The organism is Pontibacter sp. CAU 1760, assembly GCF_054482735.1.
This window is the reverse complement of the sequence record NZ_JBTLRL010000007.1, coordinates 262,726-283,160: the sequence shown is the minus strand read 5'-3', so window position 1 is coordinate 283,160 and position 20,435 is coordinate 262,726. Positions and strand designations below refer to the sequence as shown.

Below are 20,435 nucleotides of genomic sequence, written 5' to 3'. Positions count from 1 at the left end.
AAACAGCCCATGCCGGGAGTAAAGCTCATGGGGGAAGCGCTCGTCAAGCTACATTATATGATAGAAGGTTATAAAATCTTTGAGAAACTGCAAAATGACAAAGGTTTTTCCCTACAAGATTAGGTCCAAGGAGGGGCAGGGGTGGTTTGACCCGGCTCCTTCATCTTTACTATACAACTTCTAACATATCAACCTGTGCAGCAGATAAAGAACTACATCAACGGCCAGCTAGTAGCCCCCAAAGCAGGGCAGTATATTGATAACTACAACCCAGCCACAGGCGAGGTTTATGCGCTTATACCTGACTCTGATGCACAGGACGTGGAGGCGGCGGTGCAGGCAGCACAGGCGGCTTTCCCGGGCTGGGCGAATACTTCCGCCGAAAAACGCGGCCAACTGCTGATGCGCATCGCTGACCTGATCGACCAGCACCATGACCGCTTGGCCGAAGCCGAATCGATTGATAACGGAAAGCCACTGAAATTGGCAAAGGCAGTCGACATCCCAAGGGCCAGCAGCAACATGCGCTTTTACGGAACCGCTATCCAGCACTTCGCTTCAGAGGCGCATTACATGGAGGGAACGGAGGCCATCAATTATACCGTCCGGCATCCGCATGGGGTGGCTGGGTGCATCTCCCCCTGGAACCTGCCGCTATACCTATTTACCTGGAAAATTGCCCCTGCCCTTGCCGCTGGTAACTGCTTAGTGGCAAAGCCCTCTGAGGTGACGCCCATGACGGCCTACCTGCTTTCTGAGATATGTATGGAGGCTGGGCTGCCGGCTGGCGTACTGAACATCGTGCATGGGTATGGGCAGAAAGTGGGTGCTGCCATCGTGGCCCACCCGAAAGTGCCGGTGCTTTCGTTTACCGGCGGCACCAATACCGGCCGCAGCATTGCCGCCACCGCAGCACCCATGTTCAAGAAACTCTCTTTAGAATTAGGGGGCAAAAACCCGAACATCATTTTCGCGGATTGCGATTTTAACAACGCACTCCACACCTCTATCCACTCTTCGTTTGCCAACCAAGGGCAAATTTGCCTTTGCGGCTCCCGCATTTTCATCGAGCGCCCGCTTTATGAACAGTTTAAGCAGGCTTTTGTGGAAAAGGTACAGAACCTGACTGTTGGTGACCCGCTGGAAGACGGGACTAAAATGGGAGCCGTGGTTTCGGAGGAGCACATGCAGAAGGTGCTGTCCTACATCGAGCTGGCCAAGCAGGAAGGCGGCATCATCCTAACCGGTGGACACCAGGTACAGGTAGAAGGACGTTGCGCCAACGGCTGGTTCATCGCCCCAACCATTATCGAAGGGCTCTCGCCGGAATGCCGCACCAACACCGAGGAAATCTTCGGCCCTGTGGTCACGCTCACACCTTTTGATACCGAGGAAGAGGTTATACAATATGCCAACTGCACCGACTATGGCCTCTCCGCCACTATCTGGACCAAAGACCTGTCACGTGCACATCGTGTCGCGCATCAGGTCCATTCAGGCATCATCTGGATTAATACCTGGCTCCTGCGCGACCTGCGCACGCCTTTTGGGGGTATGAAAAACTCCGGCGTGGGCCGCGAGGGCGGATTTGAGGCCCTGCGCTTCTTCACCGAGCCGCAGAATATTTGTGTGAAGCTGTAAAGGGCGTTTTGTTGTATAAACGGGCAGGACAAATCTGAAATCTGACGATTTCAGATTTCTTCCAGCGATAGAAGCTAGCTCCGTTTAGCGTTCCTCTCAAAAGGAGGCAAAGGGACAGTGTCGGGTATAACTTGCAACATTCATCTCCCAAACCAACTATACTTTAAAGAGAGCGCATCATAATAGCGTTCTGCTTATGCGTAAAAAGGATGCCACATACCAAAACATCACCCCTTATCTACTTGCCGAACTGGAAGTAAGCGAGCAGGACCTGCACGCACTGGAGATTGATCCGCTGGAACTGGCTGCGATTTACTACGACTACCTAGGCCGCCAGGAGACACTCTATGACCTGGCCCGGATGGTTACCAGCATTCTGAAGCGGGCGCCCCATGCCTATACCGTGCGTTACCGTGTAAAGGAACCACTGCACTTGCTCAAAAAGATCATTCGAAAAAAGAAAGAGTACCCTTACCGCTACCTGACGCCGCAGAACTACCTAAAATACATCAACGACCTGGTGGGCGTGCGCATCCTGCATCTGCACAAGAACGAGTACCACGACATCGGGGAGCATATAAAACAGCTCTGGAAACTGAAGCGAAAGCCCTATGCCTATGTCAGCAGGAAAAAAGCCTCGAAGTCTCTAGAACTAACAAAGCAGGGGTATAAACTGCTGGTGAACCCCAGGGGGTATACCGCCCTTCATTATATCATTAAGACGCAACTGGGCAAGCAGGTTTATTTTGTCGAGATCCAGACCAAAACGCTGTTTGAGGAAGGCTGGAGTGAGATTGATCACCAGGTTTATTACCCCGACCACAGCCACCATGAGTTACTGGAGCTGCTCCTGCTGTTGCTGCACAAGTTTACGTACCAGGCAGACAACATCGCCACATATACTCAGGCCATTGCCGATGAGCTGCAACAGCACCGGAACGCGTCCATTAAAGATTGCGCCGCCACCAAAGCGCGCATCCGTCAACAGCTGGACAAATTACCTGTGGAGGCGCCTGAAAAGCAGTTGTTCTATAATTGCCTGGCTAAGTTAAAGCTGTAGCCATACCTCCCACAAAGCAAAACAGCCCACCAAAACTAGCGGGCTGTCTGTAACATGTTATTCTATTTGCTTACTGGTTTACTGGGGCGCCTTTGGGGTTGATTAGCTTGCGCTCCAGGAAATCGGTCATCATGGTGAAGCGGTGCAGGTAAGTGTTGCCGCCATAGATGCCGTGGTTGCGATTCGGGTAGTAGAAGCTCTCAAACTGCTTGTTAGCATCGATGAGGGCATCCTGCATGGCCACCGCATTCTGGAAATGCACGTTGTCGTCGCCAGTACCGTGGATGAGCAGCAGGTCGCCTTTCAGCTTGTCAGCAAAAGAAAGCGGCGAGTTGTCATCATAGCCAGATGCGTTCTCTTGTGGTGTTTTCAGGTAGCGCTCCGTGTAGATGCTGTCGTAAAAACGCCAGTTGGTTACCGGAGCCACCGAAATGCCGGCTCTGAAAACGCCATCTCCCTTGGTCAGGCCTAATAGGGTCATGTAACCCCCGAAACTGTGGCCCCAGATACCGATGCGGTCCTTGTCCACGAAAGCTTGCTTTCCTAACCACTTGGCTGCTTCAATCTGGTCCTCAATCTCATACTTGCCCAGGTTGGCATAGGTGGTTTTCTTGAAATCTGCGCCCCGGGCACCCGTGCCGCGGTTGTCCACGCTCACGATGATCAACCCTTTATCAGCCAGCACCTGATACCACAGGTAGTTGCTCCCGCCCCAGCTGTTGGTTACCGTCTGCGAGCCTGGGCCGCCGTACACAAACATCAGCACCGGGTACTTCTTGTTCGGGTCAAAATCCGTCGGCTTGATCATCCAGCCGTTCAGCTTGGTGCCTTCTGCCGTGTTCAGGGTGAAGAACTCCTGCTTGGCCAGGTTATACTGCGCCAGCGTATTCTTCAGCTTCTCGTTTTCCTCCAACATTTTGATCAGCTTACCGTCTTTGGCGGTGTGAAGGCTAACGGTAGGCACCTGGTTAGCAGCCGAGTAGTAATCGAGGTAGTACTTGAAGTCGTTGCTCATGTTCACGCGGTGCGTACCTGCTTTCTCGGTCAGGCGCTGCTTCTTTTTGCCTTTGCTACTGATGCTATACAGGTGGCGGTCCAGCGGCGATACCTCAGTAGAGAGGTAGTACAGGCGGTCGTTCTTCTCGTCATAACCGATAAACTCGCTTACCTCCCAGTTGCCGTCCGTGATCTGGCGTACCAGTTTGCCATTCATGCTATACAAGTACAGGTGGTTGAAGCCGTCTTTCTCTGAAGAGTGAATGAAGTATTTCCCATCCTTCAGGTAGGTCAGGTCGTCGGTGATGTCGATGTAGGCTTTGTCGGTTTCCTTCAGCACCACGTTGGCTTTACCGGTGGTCGCGTTGGCGTGCAGAATCTCCAGCGTGTTCTGCAGGCGGTTCATCTTCTGGATCGACAGCAGGTTGGCATCGTTGGTCCACTTGATGCGCGGAATATAAATATCGGCCTCGTTGCCGGTGTCCATTTTCACGGTCTTGCCGCTAGCCACGTCATACACCGATACCTTTACCGTAGAGTTAGCCTCGCCAGCTTTTGGGTACTTAAACTTATAGTCCTGCGGGTATAGCTCGCCCCACATCTGCATGTTAAACTCAGGCACATTGCTCTCATCGAAGGTATAGAAGGCGATCTTCTTACCGTCCGGCGACCAGTGGAAGCCCTTGGCAAACGAGAATTCCTCTTCATACACCCAATCCGCATACCCGTTGATGATGGAATTGAACTTGCCATCGATGGTAATCTGCGTTTCCTGCATGTTGCTCAGGTCCGTCACAAACATGTTGTTCTCGCGGGCAAAGGCAACGCGCTTGGCATCCGGCGAGAAAGACGCGTATAGTTGCTTGCCGCCATCACTCAGCTTGGTCAGTTTTTTAGAGGCGATGTCGTAAATGTAGAACTCGGCCTTGGAGGAGCGGCGGTAGATTGGCTCCGTGTCGGTGGAGAACAGCACCTTCTGCTCATCAGAGGAAAAAGTATAGTCGTCGTACTGTATGGGTTGGTTACTGCCGGCCGGCACCAGGTTCTCGCCCTCGATGATGGTGGCCACCGGCTTTCCGGTTGTCACGTCATACCTCACGATGTCTTGTACCCTGTTTTGCTCGTCAGGCACCTGCGAGCTGTAATAACGGCCGTCGTTCATCCAGTTCACACCATACACCGATTGGGCACGGAACGTACCTTTCTTATAGACGTCTTCCAGGGTAATGTTTTTTTTCTGCTGCGCTTGCGCCACAAAAGCACAACAAAGCAAAAAAGCGGTTAGAAAATGATTTTTTAGTGTTGAATGCATGCGGGTTAGTTTTGTTTCTCTGCTCTAATTTAGAGGAATATTATCGTTCTGCCATAAACCATAGCCAAAACCATACCGAGGCCAGTTCCAAAATGGCTATCCTCCAAAAAGCAAGAGGCAGCGCCCTTGCGGAGGCTGCCTCTTGCTTTTATAATGTGCTGCTGACCGGTGCTAGAAGTTATAGCCAACCGTTAGCAACACCGATTTCTGATTGTTGTCAATATCCACAACGGGCTCTCCACTGCCAGAAGTAAACTGGTACGGCGAGTAACGGCTATCGCTCTTGGTGTTCACGAAGGCCAAGTCGAGGTAATAATTCTGCAGACGCACCCCGGCACCCAGAGAAAGTGATTTAATAGAGCCGTCCAGGGAAGCGCTCTGGTATGGATCGCCGGAATAGGCGTAACCGGCGCGTAACCTAAACGCTTCATAGCGGCCCTCTGCCCCTATCTTATAGTTCATCGCCGACTGGTATGTGCCGGATATTTTGCTGTTGAGATTCGAGTAAAAGTTGCTGGAGCTACTTCCTAGTTCATCCTGCTCTCTAAAGCGGTTACTGGCATAATCCACATACTCCACATCGCCCGATATAAAGCCATATTTGCCCAGGAAAACAGCGGCGCCGCCCGATGCCCGGAATGGTGTCGTCAGCTTATAGGAGAATTCGCCGGGAACCTCTGAAGCGTCAAAATTCTCAGTAGCACCTGTAGAGGGGTTCAGCGAAGTAGAGAACAGCGAGCGCCTGTAAGTATCCGTCAGCGAGTAAGCTGTTGGCGTTTGGATGCTCACCCCCAGGCGCAGGGCGTCAATCGGACGGGCAATTACTCCTACTTTTAAGTTCACGCCTGCCCCACGGGTGGTATAATCATCGTACAACTCCAGGCTATAGTCACCGGCCACCACAGGGTTACCGTTCTCATCATAACTGGCCTCATAATATCCCGATTCCCGGAAAATACTCTCTTGGGTAAAGTCGGTTGTCAAGATACCCACCGTCGCGCCGATGTATATCCTGTCCTTGTAGCTAGTGCCCACGCCAATATCAATCTGGTTCTGCGAGCCTCTGCGCTCAATATCCTCTCTTTGGGCAATATTGCCGAGGCTGTAAAGCGGTGCGGCATATTGCCCCTGCTCATCCTCAAACACATCGATCAGGTAATTGCTGTAGGCCAGGCCTTCTAACGTACTGATGCCCGCCGAGAACTCATTATCCAGGCTTTGCAACAATGACTCACCTCCCCTCAACACCCGGTTATTTGCTTTGTCTGCAAAATAATCCAGGATGGTGTTAGGCGGCGTGGAAGTGTTCTGGTAAGAAATACGCTGGTTGAAATTGTTCAGGCGGGTCAGGCCAATCCCAAAGTTTAAGCCTCGCCAGTCGCTGTTATCGCTGTCGCCTTTCCGGTTAGAAAGCACAATGCTGATCTGAGGTACCGTCAGCAGGTTCCGCTCGTCAGGTTGCTGCGCCCTGTCATTTGTAGTGGCAGTGGTAGTGTTATACTGCAGGGCAGGCGTAAAGCTAAACTCTGATCGGCGGAACATACCCAAGCCGGCAGGGTTCGAGAAAAGGCTGGAAACATCAGCGCCCAAGGCTGTCTGAGCGCCTCCGATGCCCTGTATGCGGGCAGAACCTGCTACTCCCAACTGAGAGTAGCGCAGGGCATCCACCTCGGTTTGGGCAAAAGCAGTTCCGCTCCAGCCCAGCGCTAACGCCAGGCTGGCCAAAACTATCTTTTTCATATGCAATTGAGTTGTCCTTTCAGGTTGATGGTAAAATTAATTTCCCCTTGTAGGGCGGCCGCCACGGCTACCAGAAGAGGAACCGCTGCTGCTGCCCGAGGAGCTGTTGCTATTATTGTAAGAAGGGCTGCTGCTCTCGAATGAACTACGTTCCGGACGGCTTTCGTAGGTGCGCGTTGGGCGGCTTTCTACCGGCCGAGGCCTATTTATCTGCTGCTGCTGTTGCGGCTGTCTATATTCCTGGGCAGGTGCGCTGCGGCGCTCTGTCCGGCGTGGTGTAATAACACGGCGTTCCTGCTGCTGCTCGTTGCCGTTTGTGGCTTCCGACTGGCGCACAGGGCGGCTTGGACGCGCTGGCAAGGCTGTTCTGGTCTCCTGCGTCTCACTGGTCGTACCCACAGACTCCCCACGGCGTGCTGGCCGGGTAGTTATCTGGCGGCCCTCGCGGCTGCCTCCATCAAATGCCTCGCCTCTAGCCGGACGGCCAGTGTTAGCAGGTCTCTCACTTACCACCGCGCCTCTGGAATCGCGCGGACGGTTCTGCAAGCGCACCGGGTTGGTCACAACAAGCGGTCGGTCATAGAACATATTGTTATAAGGGGAACCGGCGTAATAACCGTTATGGAATCCGTTGTAGTACCCATTGCGGAAGCCATTGTAATAGTTATAGCCATAGCTTCCGGGCCACCAGTTGCTGTAGTAAGGGCGGTTATAAAATCCTCCCCAGTTCATACCATAGCTAATGCTCACGCTCAGGCCATTCCCCCAATAAGGGTTGCGACGGAAAGAGCTGAAAGAGCTATAAGCAAACGGGTCGTTGAAAAACGGGTCATAGAATGGGTCATAATAGGCATAACTGGCCATGCGCGGAGTATAAGCCGCCCCCCAGTAAGGGTCTACATACGAGTGGCTTGGCCGATACCAGTTATCCCGTGGGTCATAGTCGCGGCCGTCATAGTATTCATCGCTGTTCGCATAATCGGCAGCAGCATTGCGCTCCCTATATTCAGGGTTCAGCACCTCGTCTTCGCCAAGCGGCTCTTGCACTCTGCTGGGCTGGCTGGCGTATTGCTGCTCCGGTGCGTTGCTTTCTGGCTGTACGTATACCGTCTCATCAGACGAGCTATAATACATATCGTCGTATTCAGATGACTGCATCGCGATTGGGCTGCTGCAGCCTGCCACCAACAGCGCGAGCAGTGGGGCTAAAGAGTATAAAGTATATTTTTTCATGGCGTGTGCTGGTAAAGAATCCCTTAGGAAAGCGCTATACCAAAGATATACACACAATGGTGTAATTCCTTGCTCATAGTACAATATAATTAACGTAATTTTGGGCTTGAATGATATACGCTTTATACTACCAGATAAGCAAATGCCATTCCAAAGCACTATAATAAAAGTATTATTTACTATAAAAGTTTAGATTATGAGCAAGGGGTTACCAAAAAGAAGCGAGGATTACTCGCTATGGTACAATGAGCTGGTAAAAAAAGCAGGCCTGGCAGAGAACTCCGCAGTTCGTGGCTGTATGGTGATTAAGCCCTACGGTTTCGCGATCTGGGAGAAGATGCAGCGCGTGTTGGATGATATGTTTAAGGCCACAGGCCACCAGAATGCTTATTTCCCACTGTTCGTGCCTAAGAGCCTCTTTGAGGCAGAAGAGCAGAATGCAGAGGGCTTTGCCAAGGAATGCGCCGTGGTAACCCATTACCGCCTGCAGACGGACCCCGATAATGCCGGAAAGCTTCGCGTAGACCCCAATGCTAAACTGGAGGAAGAACTCATCGTGCGCCCAACTTCAGAGGCCATCATCTGGAGTACCTATAAAAACTGGATCCAGAGTTACCGCGACCTGCCCCTGCTCATTAACCAGTGGGCAAACGTAGTGCGCTGGGAGATGCGTACGCGCCTGTTCCTGCGCACGGCTGAGTTCCTGTGGCAGGAAGGCCATACCGCCCACGCCACCGCCGAGGAGGCCATTGCCGAAACCAGGCAGATGATGGAGGTATACGCCACCTTTGCAGAGCAGTATATCGCTTTACCAGTTATACGGGGCGTGAAAACGCCAAGTGAGCGCTTCGCCGGCGCCCTGGATACTTATTGCATCGAAGGACTGATGCAGGACGGGAAAGCCCTGCAGGCCGGCACGTCGCACTTCCTGGGCCAGAACTTTGCGAAGGCTTTTGATGTGAAGTTTGCCAAGAAAGACGGCGGACTGGAGCACGTATGGGGAACCTCGTGGGGGGTAAGCACCCGCTTGATGGGTGCCCTTGTGATGGCGCACTCCGATGATGAAGGCCTTGTGCTACCTCCAAAGTTGGCTCCGATCCAGGTGGTGATCGTGCCGATTTACAAAGGCGGGGAGCAGTTAGCCCAGATCAGCGAGAAAGTGCATACCCTGAAGAAGGAGCTGGAGGCGCAGGGCATCAGCGTGAAGTACGACGACCGCGACACGGAGCGCCCGGGCTTCAAGTTTGCCGAGTGGGAACTGAAAGGCGTTCCGGTGCGCCTGGCCATCGGCGCGCGCGACCTGGAGAACGGCACCGCTGAGGTGGCCCGCCGCGACACGAAGGAGAAGAGCACGCAACAGTTTGCAGAATTAGCCGACTATATCCCGGCCCTGCTGGATGAGATACAGGAGAACATCTATACCAGAGCCCTGACGTACCGTGAGGAGCACACCACCAAAGTAGACTCTTACGAGGAGTTTAAGGAGGTGCTGGAGGGCAAAGGTGGCTTTGTGCTAGCCCATTGGGACGGCACCGCCGAAACCGAGGAGCGCATCAAAGAAGAAACCAAGGCAACAATTCGCTGCATTTCCATCAACTCTCCGGAAGAAGAAGGCCTGGACATGTTGACGGGCAAACCAAGCAAGCAGCGCGTATATTTTGCCAAAGCATACTAGCACCACAATTATAGGCAGCCTGTTGCCAGGCCATAGCTTATACATGTATTTAAAAGAGCCGTTTCCATTGGTGGATGCGGCTCTTTTGCTTTCCGGTGCGTTGATAAGATAAGGGGTATAAAACTCTTGCCTCGCAGTGGGCATCACCGGCCGTGGTGTGCCTCCGTAATTATTAATTGACTATTCGTGATTGAAAATTGCTATATTTACTAACGTAAGCCCTACACTATGGTATTAGACTGGATTACAGTTTTATTGCTGATCGGCATTGGTCTGCTGCTCATTATCGTTGAGTTGGTTTTTGTGCCCGGCACTACGGTGGTTGGTATCCTTGGCTTTATACTAGCGGGCATCGGCATCTGGATCGGGTATGCGGCACTGGGCAATACCCTGGGGCACATCATCCTCGGCACCACGGTGCTGATCGGGGCTGTGGCTTTCTTCTATAGCTTCCGCTCTGATAGCTGGTCGCATTTTGCCCTGAAGGATCAGAACCGGAGCTTCGTGAACGAGGAGTTCCCGCATGTGCTGGAAGTGGGCGAAGAAGGGAAAGCCGTATCGGCACTCCGTCCGCAAGGCACTGCCCTGTTTGCTGAGCGCCACCATGAGGTGCAAACGCAGGGCGAGTTTTTACCCCCTAGCACTCCTATCCGCATCATTCGCTTACATCAAAATAAAATTATAGTAGAAGCAATTTCCTAAACTCATTTCGATGGAAAACCTATCCGTGTTATTGATTATTGCGGGCGTTATCGTAGCGCTCATGATTTTTTTATACTTCGTGCCGATCAGCCTCTGGATCACTGCCCTATTCTCGGGTGTGAAAGTGGGGCTGGCGGAACTGGTGTTCATGCGCATCCGAAAAGTGCCGCCAAGCCTGATTGTCAACTCCATGATCAACGCCACCAAGGCCGGTATCGACCTGACCACTACGGAGCTTGAGACGCACTACCTGGCTGGCGGTAACGTGCCGATGGTGATCAAAGCCCTTATCTCTGCCGACAAAGCAAATATCCCGCTGTCCTTTAAGCAGGCCACTGCCATCGACCTGGCCGGCCGTAACGTGTTTGAGGCTGTCACCACTTCCGTTAACCCGAAAGTAATCAACACCCCGAATGTAGCTGCTGTTGCCCAAGACGGTATACAACTGATCGCCAAGGCTCGTGTAACGGTGCGTGCCAATATTAACCAGCTGGTAGGTGGTGCCGGCGAAGAAACCATCTTGGCCCGTGTGGGCGAGGGCATCGTAACGTCCATCGGTTCGTCCACATCGCATAAAAGCGTGCTGGAGAACCCGGACATGATCTCGAAACTGGTCTTGCAGAAAGGTCTGGACGCAGGCACAGCCTATGAAATCCTGTCGATCGACATTGCCGACATTGACGTGGGCGAGAACATCGGTGCCAAACTCCAGATCGACCAGGCAGGTGCCGACCTGCGCGTGGCCGAGGCCAAAGCCGAAGAGCGCCGCGCCATGGCCGTGGCAGTGGAGCAGGAGATGCGTGCCAAGGCCCAGGAGGCCCGCGCCAACGTAATTCAGGCCGAGGTAGAAGTACCACAGGCTATCGCAGCGGCTTTCCGCAGCGGCCAGCTGGGCATCATGGACTATTACCGCATGCAGAACATCCAGTCCGACACCGACATGCGCAACTCCATCGCTAACCCAGGCCAGGGCGGCGCTAACAAGCCAAAGGAAAGCTAAGGAATTAAGTACCTGCAAAACAGCTACGGCCATACCCCAACAGGTATGGCCGTAGCTGTTCTGTGGTGAGCTGTTTAGTTTTGAAAGTTGCCTTTTAAGCCCCCTTTGTATGGTATTAGATTACAATTGATTGCATACAATCAATTGTAATTCTTCTGCTATCGAGCGGTTGGCTCAATAATGATTCTGCGGTAGCTCGTTAAAGGATGCGTTCCGTTATCTGTTACCTCACAGATGACATGGAAGCTTTTTCCTGCAGCGTCGGATGGGATTTGAACAGTAATGCGGCTCGCGCTGGTATCAGACAGTGTTATCTCCTGCTCATAAGTGCCCGCCTCAGGCAGAACCCACCATTTGTACGTCAGCTTGTTTCCGTCAGGATCATAGGATGCCGAGGCGTTAAGGGTGATGGAGGCAGTACCTGGCTTAGGATTAAATTTAATAGGGGCAATACTTTTGTCTTTGTTGACGATGACAATTGGGTTTCGGTTGCCGTTGCCGCCTTTTGCCCAGTCCATGCGGGCCGCGAAATTGTTGAACGTGGCGGGATAGAAGTATGCTTCATACTTTTTGGATACGGGATGTGCCTCGCTCTCACCATGATTGGTATAAGCATAGGTCTTCCGGTCCTCGCTTAGCACCCATTCAAAATAACCGCCCCAACCGCCGTGCCCGGGGTTTTCTGGGTTGTTGAGGCCATTGGGTAGTACATACAGGAAAGAGGGCGTGTCGCCTTCTACACCGTATTTATACTTGGGGTATACCTTGCCCAAGTTGCCGTGGCTCTGGATATGCGTCTCATACTGCTCCCAGTTTTGCTTGCCTGTGCCATTTTGATAGCCCCAAGCCGACTCGTCCCAAATGAAGAAAAGCTCCTTGCCGAACTCCTGCCGCATCCATTGGTGCGAGCTAATATCAAAAGGGGTGCGTTGGTCCCGGTCCTGGTCGGTAATGGCATAGAAGCGGATTTTCTTTAGGAACTGCTGTACCTCTTCTTCCGATCGGTCCTGGCGCACGCGCCAGAGGGCCTGCGCGAGTGTATTGCCACCTCCCCAGGCCAGCACCCACACCGGGCGCTCATCCTTTTCATCGGCCATCCTGATAATCAAATCGCTGCCGGGAGAATCGTTGCCTTCCCCGATGAACTGCATCCCCCTGTTTTTGCTGCCATGCACCGTCCGCGACCTCAGGTAATCGGCGCTGGGCCAGTAGCCAATGCGTTGTTTGGACTCATCAGCCACATGTTCTTTTTGATTAGAGCGTTTGCGCAGGTTAGGCAGGTCCTTTGCGTAAGCATCCGTTGCATCATGTATCAAATCGAAGAAAGCGACCCGCGTACTGTCCAAGCTCCAACCTGTGGTGTAAACAAGCCCCTCGATCTCCAGCATATCGGCATGCACCATAAGCCGGACCAGTGACTCGCTGTCGTCTGTTTCCCAGGTCGAAACATCGGTTAGGACAACAATGCGCGGTTTTAGCGAAGCGGAGCCAGGGCTGCGCTTTTGTATTCCCTGCGCATATAGCGCCTGCGAGACAAGGGTTAGAAAAGCAAGGAGCAAGAAAAACTTAAATTTCATATTCTGAATGCCTATTTAAAAATGGACTTCTAAATCACCACGCTTGGATGTATGGATTAAGTTTATAAAATTAACCTCGCTTTTAAATGGATACTACTGGATTTTAAAGAAAAACATGCCGAATTCCGAGATTTTGAAAACGTTTAATGAAAGCCGCAAGGAGTTTAGGCCTTACGACCTGACGTGTGAGCTATGGGCTCCGAGCCTCATGCGAAAGCCGGACCGGCACAATGAGATAGAAATAAACTATTTCCCGGAAGGGTCCGTGACTTACCTTTTCCAGGACAGAAAAATAACTGTTACAGCGAAGAGGCTTACCTTGTTTTGGGGGCTTATCCCGCATCAAATTGTGCACCATGAGGGAACTACTCCATACTATGTTTGCACCATCCCTTTTTCACAGTTTCTGGAATGGAAGCTCCCCGCCTCGTTCGTGGACAGCGTGCTGAAGGGCGAAGTTCTGTTCGAGGCATCTGAGGAAAGTGCTTCGTATGATGCATTCCTGTTAAAGAACTGGCTCAAGGACATAAACAACAATGCCTCTGTTGGAGTAACCTTACTGGAGATGCGCGCCCGCCTAGCCAGGATGGCGACGAACATGCCGCCTAAGAAAGAGACCGATAAATCTCCTGTTCCTTTACATGAGATCAGCCAAGTAGAAAGGATTGCGGTTTACATTGCCCAGAATTACTCTAACCCTATCAAGGCTGCTGATATAGGGGAGGCAGTCGGTCTTCATCCAGATTATGCGAACTCAATCTTCAAGAAAGCCTTTGGCAGAACATTGAGTGAGTATATCCTGGAAGAAAGGGTTTCCCATGCACAGCGGAAACTTGTGACAACGGATAGCAGCATAACCGAAATTGCCTTTGAATGCGGCTTTAACTCCATTAGCCGTTTTAACGCTGCCTTCTCGAAGGGAAACGGCTGCACTCCCCGGCAGTTCAGGAAAAACTACCAATAGAAGATGGTGAAGTCAACCTAGAAGCAGTTCCCTCTCCCGCCGGCGCACCAAAACCTTTGCCCCGATTCCAAGTCAGGAAGGCCATTTACTTTATAACCAGTGTTATGATTGCTTGGACCAGTTTTTAACGAAGCTCTATATGAAAGCAGCAATGAGGAGAAGTGCTAGTCGGTAATAGCGCTAATGACAAAATTGACCTTGGTAGGTGCTATTAGCGCAATCTGTAAGAAGAGTTTTCCGAAGCAGGGATGCAAAAACCCACATAGCGTTCACTGAAGACAGTACTAGTGAAGCGTGAGCCAGCTTAAAGCATCTTCTACGCTGTAGAAGTTCTTGATTGGTATTGAAAGGTGCGCAGCCTGTGTCACCTCATTGATAGGGCCTTCCCGGAGAGTACTCTCCGTCACAACGCGTGCAAGCTTCTGGAGGCGGGTTGTCGCTAAGTCTGTAGCAAACCGAAGGATAAGCTTTTTGTATTCTTGCTCTGAAATATCAACAGTTCCTTTCCTGGCGTCAGTAAGCAAGTTCTTCACGTCATACAGCTTCACCGTCTCAATAATTGTATCCATAATGTATACTGCCTCGCTGACACTGTAGTCTCGTACCTCTGGCCACTCAACAACAAGCACATCCCTTGCAGGGTCGTAGTTAAGCTTGATAACGGCATTAGGTATAATCATTGAGGCGCGAATAGAGGGAAACAATTGTAAAGGTAACGCGAATATACAACTTTATAAGCTACCGCGTTCCTTTGTAATGGCAAGAACGTGGCAGATTATATACACCACTGGCAAGCACCGATCATGAGCATCTCGCTAGTGGTGTATATAACTTTTCAATGATTCAGATTCTGGATAACTCCTGAATTACCCCAGAGTCAGTAAGGTGCATTTGTATACTTGTGTATACTTGGTCTTTTTGTGATCAAGTATATACCAAAGCAGTATTCTACTTCAGGAAACACTGTCTAATAATGCCGGTCTAACTTATCTACTATTCTCCACTTCTTCTCTGCCGGCACAATGGCTATCAGCCCTACAACTGCACTTTTACCTTGCTCGAAGAGCATGTATAAATAAAATGTTTCTAGGGTAATCACAATAAATAGGTATCTGTTTATATTTGCCGCTCTTTAAACCAATTAAATGCCTGCTACCCAATTCTTACAGCCGCGTCCGGGCAACAGGATCGGCTGCGTTCAGGCTGCGCCGAAGCAAGGCCCCTATACCAATATTCCTATTGAAACTGCTGCCTCAGAGGCTGCTGCTTCAGCAAATATCTTAGTTGTTGAAGCGGTTCAGGCGTTTTAACTCTCCATCCTCAGGCATTACGGGTATAAATTTTAGTAATCACCGTTCTTTTAGGTCATCAGATGAAAAACCTTTGTTATGTTTTGCTGATTGCGGCTGTGTCTCTGACAGGCTGCATGAGCAGTAAAAAATACGCGAGCCTGGTAGATGAAAAGCTACGGGCCAGCACTGTGCCCCAAGCCACTACTGCCCAACACGACAGCTGGCTGGTTATCAACACCGACAGCATCGCCAAAAAGCAAAGCTCGGTGAAACAGGTGGAGCGCTCTTTTATACCGGCAATCCTGTATTGGGGCTGGAATTCAACGATGGAGACGGAGCTTGCCACGGCCACAACTATAGGCTTCCTGGAGGGCGCTGTGCTAAAAGCTGCCGACAGCCTGCACTTGGCCGAGAAGCTTCAGGGAGGCAAGCTGGTCATCACGCTTCGGGAGGTGCCGGACAAGTTTGTCTATCAGAACAAAGGCAGCGTGCTGTTTTTGCTGGTTGCTTACACCGTGAGCGGCGCTGAAGCCATCGCTCCCGCGCAAAAGGCTCTGGTTGCCAGCTTCGAGGTGCAAGATGGAGTTCAGGTGGCCACGAGTGGCGATGTGCTAGTCCGCAATAGCGACAAGCCGGTCAGAAACATTTGGAAATCGACTAAGAAGTTTACCTGGTCCTACCTCGATCTCTACCGCAGCGACACAGAGCGAATGGGCACAGCACTCGTGCAGCAGATTGTGCAGCAGCTGGATGCCCGCGCCACCCTTACCACTTACTAAGCCACCGTATGCAGCCAAACTTATTCAACTCCATCATCAGGCATTCACTTACACTAGTATTACTGCTTGCCAACTACACTGCGTTTAGCCAAGCCAAAATAGAGTGGGCAGCGAATTACAGGATCTCAGCACCCGACTTCGAGGCCCAGCCTCCTAAAAGCCGCGAAGATGTTACGCAAAGTTTCCTTTTGGCCGGAAGCCTGGACTATGGGTATGCGATGACCAACTATGAGTTCATGCTTACAAAAAACTTCAACAAGCACGTAACGGCCTATTTCACTCCTGCCAACTCCTGGATGCAGACAGGAGAGCAAACAGACTTTCTCCTGCGTTATGCCCAAATGGAGTTTGACTTGCTGGAGTTGTATGCACGGAAACTGCGAAAGCGCCTGTATGAGTCTAAAAATGCATTGTCTAACTATGATTTTTTTCAGCAGGCTTATGATGAGGTGATTGCGGAGATGGGTAAAAAGCAGGTTGAAATGCAGGATGCCGCCCTGGCGTCTGAAGCGAGTATGACGGCATATCATCAGCAAATAAGAAAAGACATTGTCGAGCTGCCGGACTATTGCAAAGCATGCAAACCGGTAAAGACGAAAAAGTAGGAATAGTATGAATTTTTTCAACCGAAAGAGCCAGCATGTGCTGGCTCTTTCGGTTGAAGGCAACTGCCTAAGTGACAGCACAGATACATCTTCTTACCTTTTCAAGTTCTGAAACAGCGCGTGCAACGCTAAACTCTAAATGTGGATATGCGAAACGGAGTAGAACCTTTGCAATTCACCGTCAGGTCGGCTTCTCTTTAAAGAATCAATGGTGCGTATCCAGGCGAGTTCTGCGGTGGCTTTGTCGTAGCGTCGGATGGTGTCGTTGTTGCACGACCACTAACAATACCCCAGCCGCTTTCCCCATCCGCAGGCATCGACAGCGGCGCCTTGATCGTACCTCTGTAACCAGGCATTGGGAAACTCATCAGAGAGGCGATAGTGAGCCCTCCCACAGCGTAAACCGACAGCTTGTGCATGAACTCGCGCCTGTAGGGCCGGTTGTGTGCATAGTCGCGTCATACAGGTCAAGCACTTCTTGCGTGATGTCTTCTTCCTTGAGTTCGTCTATTATCGTAACATATTAGTTGCACACTATCGGGTAGGCTGTATACCTGTTTTTTCTAATAATACCGGCCTAGCTTATCTACTATTTTACGTTTCATCTCCGCTGGCACAATGGCTCCCTGCTTGCGGTATAGCACCTTGCCGCCCGGCTCGATCAGGAGGGTATAGGGCAAGGCTCCCTGCCACTCCGGATCGATGGCTTCTATCAGCGCGTACTTGTCCTCGGAGTTGAAAAGGTAATTCGTATTGGAGGCTTCCAGTTTCTTGAGCACGTTCAGCGCCTTGTCTTTTTTGTCTGGCTTGTCGGCACTGATGGTGATTAGCTCGAAGTCGCGGTTGCGGTACATGCGGTTGATGTCCACGAAGTCGGGCAGCTCTTGTACGCAGGGGCCGCACCAGGTGGCCCATACATTCACCAGCCGCGTCTTGTCGGTGTCGTTTTGGAGTAGCGCCCGCAGGCCAGCAGCATCAATCGTATTGAGTGTTACTTCTTCTTTGGCCCATTTGGCCCTTGCCCGCTCCGCCAGTTCCCGCTTGTCCGCCCACTTGATGGAGCAGCCGAAGGTTTTGGTCTTTGCCACCGGCACGGGCTTTCCGGCCAGCATGGCATCCAGCGCCTGGCGAGTGTCTTCGGCGTTGGCTGAGCCTGGCTTCTCAGACGCATCCAGGCGGCCATTGTACTGCAGCTTGCGCTGCTTGTCGAAGAGGAACACATGCGGGGTGGCCGCCGGCCCATAGGCCATCGACATCTTCTGTGTGGCCCCGTCATACAGGTACGGGAAGTTATACCCCTTCTCCTTCGCCCGCAGCTTCATTTCCTCGAAACTATCGCCCATGTCGCTGTAGCCCAACTCGTCAAGGGTCACGGCATCCGGGTCGTTTGGCGACACGACCACCACTGCTACGCCCTTATTTTTGTAATCTGCCGCTAAGGCCTTCATGCGGTCTTCGTAGGCTTGCGCGGTGGGGCAATGGTTGCAGGAGAAGATAACAGCCAGCACCTTGGCATCGGCAAAGCTTTTCAGGGTGTAGGTTTTACCATCGGTGCCAGGCAGGCTGAAGTCCGGTGCCTGTGCCCCGATCTCCAGCGTTTTAGGGTCTGCGGCAAGCGCCGAACTAACTGCCAGCATAATCATACCCAGCATGAGGCAACCCTTGTGTAAAGCTAATCGCAACATAGTTTTTTATTTTAACGCCCTGAAAATTTAATGCTCCTTAAGCTTTTACGCTTACCTAAAGATAGGAATTTAAGGCTATCCTACAAATTCTCCCAGCACTGCATCGCCACTGCGAGCACCTAATGGAAACTTTGTAACAAGCATGGATTCTCCGAAAGCAACAGACCCACACCAAATAGATCGATGCGGGCCTGATGCTCCTAATAATTATCTTCTGTTTACGCTTAGGCCGAAGGCTTCAGTGTAAAGGTGCGTGTAACGCTGTTGTATGGGCCGGGCAGCACCTGGCCACCGTTCCCGATTAACTCCAGCTGAATGGTGTTCTCACCCATTGGCAGGCCCTCGATGATGTATGGCAACCATCTATCCAATACAAACTGGGTTCCATTAATGGTCGCTCGGACTTTGTTGCCTGCTGGCGACAAGTCTGTGTTCACCAGGTAAAAATCCAGCATAACACGTTCTGTGTCTTTGCCCACATACTCTCCCTTCGGGCGGCTGTAAAACATGTGCGGCTTCGTTAGGTCAATGTCCAGTTTTTCGGCAGGGCGGCCCACGGTTACCTTGCGTAGGTCATAAGCACCCTTGTGCTTCAGGCTCTCGTGGTAAGAGCGCGAAAGAAACGACAGAATCACGTGCTCGCCCTCTGTCATGTCTTTTGTAAAGTCAGTCTCGTAATGAGCTGTATAAGGCTCGTTGTCAACGATATTGTGGATATGCTGCCCCTGTTGCGAGTTGGCCAGGTGCTCCGCATTGGAGTGTGGCGTCATACGGGTCAGCTGGTAGTTCGATAAAGAGTAGTTGAACTGTACCGGCCCTGGCTCCACGACCCCTCCCTCCGGCGGCGTGTTCAGGCGCAGCTGCGACTCCGGGTAGTTTTGAGAATTGTTGAAGGCAAAAACGCGCAAACCATTTTTGCTCATCACGGCTCCGTCTGGCACAGGGCCCTGGCCAACCGGAGTAGTCTCTGGAGCTTGAGTCTCGGCCTCCTGTGTCTGCCGGGCAGTGTCGCAGGCGGTAAATCCGATTGTAAGAGCCGATGCAAGTAGTAAGAACGTTTTTTTCATCTAATTCTGATTTGGTTAGCAACAGTGCTAATTTAACGATTTCATTTTTCCGTATATTGCGGTCTACGTATTAATCACAAAAAAGTATACAGTTTTTACTATATGAGCGAAATTTTGTTTGAGGAGGTCCCTTCGTTGGATTTAGCCGATTTCACATCAGGCGACGCAGAACGGAGAGCAAAATTTGTAAGACAACTAAGCGACGCGTACCAGAACATTGGTTTTATTGCGCTGCGAAACCACGGCCTGAGCGATGAGCTGACTCAAAAGCTGTATGCTGCTACCAAAGCGTTTTTTGCCCTTCCGGAGGAAGTAAAGCAAAAATACGAGGTGCCGGAACTGGCAGGGCAACGAGGCTATGTGGGCAAGGGGAAAGAGCACGCCAAAGGCCGCAACACCGGCGACCTGAAGGAGTTCTACCACGTGGGCCAGGAGGTAACCGACAACGACCCGATCAAGGAGGAGTACCCAGACAACATCTTCCCGGAGGAGATTGCCGGTTTCAAAGAGGTGACTTTAGAGGCGTACCGCAAGCTGGAGGCGGCCGGCAAGCAGGTCCTGAAGGCCATCGCCATTAACCTGGGCCTGGAGGAGACCTACTTCGACGACAAGGTGCATAACGGTAACAGCATTCTGCGCCCGATCCACTACTTCCCGATCGAAGACCCGGACAGCGTGCCGGCCGATGCCGTACGCGCCGCCGAGCACGGCGACATTAACCTGATCACGCTGCTGATGGGCGCCAGCGCCGACGGCCTGCAGGTGCTGCGCCGCGACGGCAAATGGATTCCGATCACGGCATTACCAGAGCAGGTAGTGGTGAACGTGGGAGACATGCTGGCCCGCCTCACCAACAACAAGCTGAAGTCAACCATCCACCGCGTGGTGAACCCTCCGCGTGAGCTGATGAACACGTCGCGCTACTCTATCCCGTTCTTTATGCACCCGCGCTCCGAAATGGATCTGACTTGCCTGGAGAGCTGCATCGACGAGAAAAACCCAAAGGCTTACCCGGATGCGACAGCCGGAGAGTACCTGAACGAGCGCCTGATAGAGCTCGGCCTGAAGAAGGCTTAACAACAGTACTCATTAAAGTAGGAATGAAAA

At 51.8% G+C, this 20,435-nt stretch carries 17 protein-coding genes; 10 read left to right on the top strand and 7 right to left on the bottom strand.

Going from position 1 to position 20,435, the window contains the following annotated elements; all coding sequences use genetic code 11:
• Positions 1-195 precede the first annotated feature (195 nt).
• Positions 196-1,641: an aldehyde dehydrogenase gene (locus ACXYMU_RS12435; RefSeq protein WP_458986717.1), complete on the top strand. Its 1,446-nt coding sequence runs from the start codon at positions 196-198 to the stop codon at positions 1,639-1,641.
• A 196-nt stretch (positions 1,642-1,837) separates the two neighbouring features.
• A complete protein-coding gene (locus tag ACXYMU_RS12430; protein WP_458986716.1) occupies positions 1,838-2,701 on the top strand; it encodes a nucleotidyltransferase family protein in 864 nt (287 codons plus the stop codon).
• A 70-nt stretch (positions 2,702-2,771) separates the two neighbouring features.
• On the opposite strand, the gene ACXYMU_RS12425 is transcribed toward ACXYMU_RS12430, so the two are convergent.
• The 3 genes from ACXYMU_RS12425 to ACXYMU_RS12415 form a co-directional block, all read right to left on the bottom strand.
• The gene (locus tag ACXYMU_RS12425; protein WP_458986715.1) at positions 2,772-5,009 is read right to left on the bottom strand and encodes a S9 family peptidase; all 2,238 of its coding nucleotides are present in this window, start codon (positions 5,007-5,009) and stop codon (positions 2,772-2,774) included.
• A gap of 171 nt (positions 5,010-5,180) precedes the next feature.
• On the bottom strand, positions 5,181-6,749 hold the full coding sequence (locus tag ACXYMU_RS12420; protein ID WP_458986714.1) for an OmpP1/FadL family transporter: 1,569 nt from the start codon (positions 6,747-6,749) through the stop codon (positions 5,181-5,183).
• 36 nt (positions 6,750-6,785) lie between these two features.
• Positions 6,786-7,982: a hypothetical protein gene (locus ACXYMU_RS12415; protein ID WP_458986713.1), complete on the bottom strand. Its 1,197-nt coding sequence runs from the start codon at positions 7,980-7,982 to the stop codon at positions 6,786-6,788.
• Between the two features lie 196 nt (positions 7,983-8,178).
• On the opposite strand from ACXYMU_RS12415, the gene proS reads away from it, so the two are divergent.
• From proS to floA, 3 genes are all read left to right on the top strand, one after another.
• Entirely contained in the window at positions 8,179-9,657 is a 1,479-nt protein-coding gene (gene proS / locus ACXYMU_RS12410) for a proline--tRNA ligase (protein ID WP_458986712.1), read from the top strand.
• 228 nt (positions 9,658-9,885) lie between these two features.
• Entirely contained in the window at positions 9,886-10,359 is a 474-nt protein-coding gene (locus ACXYMU_RS12405; protein ID WP_458986711.1) for an NfeD family protein, read from the top strand.
• Positions 10,360-10,369: 10 nt separating this feature from the next.
• Positions 10,370-11,359, top strand: coding sequence for a flotillin-like protein FloA (gene floA / locus ACXYMU_RS12400; RefSeq protein WP_458986710.1), 990 nt, complete (start codon positions 10,370-10,372; stop codon positions 11,357-11,359).
• Positions 11,360-11,517: 158 nt separating this feature from the next.
• Here the strand turns inward: floA and ACXYMU_RS12395 are convergent, their stop codons facing one another.
• The gene (locus ACXYMU_RS12395; protein ID WP_458986709.1) at positions 11,518-12,936 is read right to left on the bottom strand and encodes a DUF1593 domain-containing protein; all 1,419 of its coding nucleotides are present in this window, start codon (positions 12,934-12,936) and stop codon (positions 11,518-11,520) included.
• 115 nt (positions 12,937-13,051) lie between these two features.
• Here ACXYMU_RS12395 and ACXYMU_RS12390 point away from each other — a divergent pair, with 115 nt between their 5' ends.
• Complete coding sequence (locus ACXYMU_RS12390; RefSeq protein WP_458986708.1) at positions 13,052-13,900, top strand: helix-turn-helix domain-containing protein; 849 nt, start codon at positions 13,052-13,054, stop codon at positions 13,898-13,900.
• 284 nt (positions 13,901-14,184) lie between these two features.
• Here the strand turns inward: ACXYMU_RS12390 and ACXYMU_RS12385 are convergent, their stop codons facing one another.
• On the bottom strand, positions 14,185-14,580 hold the full coding sequence (locus ACXYMU_RS12385) for a hypothetical protein (protein WP_458986707.1): 396 nt from the start codon (positions 14,578-14,580) through the stop codon (positions 14,185-14,187).
• A 465-nt stretch (positions 14,581-15,045) separates the two neighbouring features.
• Here ACXYMU_RS12385 and ACXYMU_RS12380 point away from each other — a divergent pair, with 465 nt between their 5' ends.
• The 3 genes from ACXYMU_RS12380 (at position 15,046) to ACXYMU_RS12370 (ending at position 16,576) form a co-directional block, all read left to right on the top strand.
• Positions 15,046-15,210 (top strand): hypothetical protein, encoded by a 165-nt coding sequence (locus ACXYMU_RS12380; protein ID WP_458986706.1) that lies wholly within the window; start codon positions 15,046-15,048, stop codon positions 15,208-15,210.
• A 116-nt stretch (positions 15,211-15,326) separates the two neighbouring features.
• The gene (locus tag ACXYMU_RS12375) at positions 15,327-15,971 is read left to right on the top strand and encodes a hypothetical protein (RefSeq protein ID WP_458986705.1); all 645 of its coding nucleotides are present in this window, start codon (positions 15,327-15,329) and stop codon (positions 15,969-15,971) included.
• Positions 15,972-15,979: 8 nt separating this feature from the next.
• Positions 15,980-16,576 carry a hypothetical protein gene (locus ACXYMU_RS12370; RefSeq protein ID WP_458986704.1) on the top strand — a complete coding sequence of 199 codons (597 nt, stop codon included), beginning with the start codon at positions 15,980-15,982 and terminating at the stop codon, positions 16,574-16,576.
• Positions 16,577-17,139: 563 nt separating this feature from the next.
• On the opposite strand, the gene ACXYMU_RS12365 is transcribed toward ACXYMU_RS12370, so the two are convergent.
• Both ACXYMU_RS12365 and ACXYMU_RS12360 read right to left on the bottom strand, forming a co-directional pair.
• Positions 17,140-18,261, bottom strand: coding sequence for a redoxin family protein (locus ACXYMU_RS12365; protein ID WP_458986703.1), 1,122 nt, complete (start codon positions 18,259-18,261; stop codon positions 17,140-17,142).
• A gap of 224 nt (positions 18,262-18,485) precedes the next feature.
• Positions 18,486-19,328: a hypothetical protein gene (locus ACXYMU_RS12360; protein WP_458986702.1), complete on the bottom strand. Its 843-nt coding sequence runs from the start codon at positions 19,326-19,328 to the stop codon at positions 18,486-18,488.
• 102 nt (positions 19,329-19,430) lie between these two features.
• Between ACXYMU_RS12360 and ACXYMU_RS12355 the strand changes: the two genes are divergently transcribed.
• The gene (locus ACXYMU_RS12355; protein WP_458986701.1) at positions 19,431-20,405 is read left to right on the top strand and encodes an isopenicillin N synthase family dioxygenase; all 975 of its coding nucleotides are present in this window, start codon (positions 19,431-19,433) and stop codon (positions 20,403-20,405) included.
• The last annotated feature ends 30 nt before the right edge of the window (positions 20,406-20,435 follow it).

What these genes read in the sequence shown, in the direction of transcription:
- ACXYMU_RS12355 (WP_458986701.1), top strand. Translation starts at nt 19,431, where the DNA reads ATGAGCGAAATTTTGTTTGAGGAGGTCCCTTCGTTGGATTTAGCCGAT.
- proS (WP_458986712.1), top strand. Translation starts at nt 8,179, where the DNA reads ATGAGCAAGGGGTTACCAAAAAGAAGCGAGGATTACTCGCTATGGTAC.
- ACXYMU_RS12380 (WP_458986706.1), top strand. Translation starts at nt 15,046, where the DNA reads ATGCCTGCTACCCAATTCTTACAGCCGCGTCCGGGCAACAGGATCGGC.
- ACXYMU_RS12385 (WP_458986707.1), bottom strand. Translation starts at nt 14,580, where the DNA reads ATGATTATACCTAATGCCGTTATCAAGCTTAACTACGACCCTGCAAGG.
- ACXYMU_RS12395 (WP_458986709.1), bottom strand. Translation starts at nt 12,936, where the DNA reads ATGAAATTTAAGTTTTTCTTGCTCCTTGCTTTTCTAACCCTTGTCTCG.
- ACXYMU_RS12370 (WP_458986704.1), top strand. Translation starts at nt 15,980, where the DNA reads ATGCAGCCAAACTTATTCAACTCCATCATCAGGCATTCACTTACACTA.
- ACXYMU_RS12390 (WP_458986708.1), top strand. Translation starts at nt 13,052, where the DNA reads ATGCCGAATTCCGAGATTTTGAAAACGTTTAATGAAAGCCGCAAGGAG.
- ACXYMU_RS12425 (WP_458986715.1), bottom strand. Translation starts at nt 5,009, where the DNA reads ATGCATTCAACACTAAAAAATCATTTTCTAACCGCTTTTTTGCTTTGT.
- floA (WP_458986710.1), top strand. Translation starts at nt 10,370, where the DNA reads ATGGAAAACCTATCCGTGTTATTGATTATTGCGGGCGTTATCGTAGCG.
- ACXYMU_RS12415 (WP_458986713.1), bottom strand. Translation starts at nt 7,982, where the DNA reads ATGAAAAAATATACTTTATACTCTTTAGCCCCACTGCTCGCGCTGTTG.
- ACXYMU_RS12360 (WP_458986702.1), bottom strand. Translation starts at nt 19,328, where the DNA reads ATGAAAAAAACGTTCTTACTACTTGCATCGGCTCTTACAATCGGATTT.
- ACXYMU_RS12375 (WP_458986705.1), top strand. Translation starts at nt 15,327, where the DNA reads ATGAGCAGTAAAAAATACGCGAGCCTGGTAGATGAAAAGCTACGGGCC.
- ACXYMU_RS12365 (WP_458986703.1), bottom strand. Translation starts at nt 18,261, where the DNA reads ATGTTGCGATTAGCTTTACACAAGGGTTGCCTCATGCTGGGTATGATT.
- ACXYMU_RS12405 (WP_458986711.1), top strand. Translation starts at nt 9,886, where the DNA reads ATGGTATTAGACTGGATTACAGTTTTATTGCTGATCGGCATTGGTCTG.
- ACXYMU_RS12420 (WP_458986714.1), bottom strand. Translation starts at nt 6,749, where the DNA reads ATGAAAAAGATAGTTTTGGCCAGCCTGGCGTTAGCGCTGGGCTGGAGC.
- ACXYMU_RS12430 (WP_458986716.1), top strand. Translation starts at nt 1,838, where the DNA reads ATGCGTAAAAAGGATGCCACATACCAAAACATCACCCCTTATCTACTT.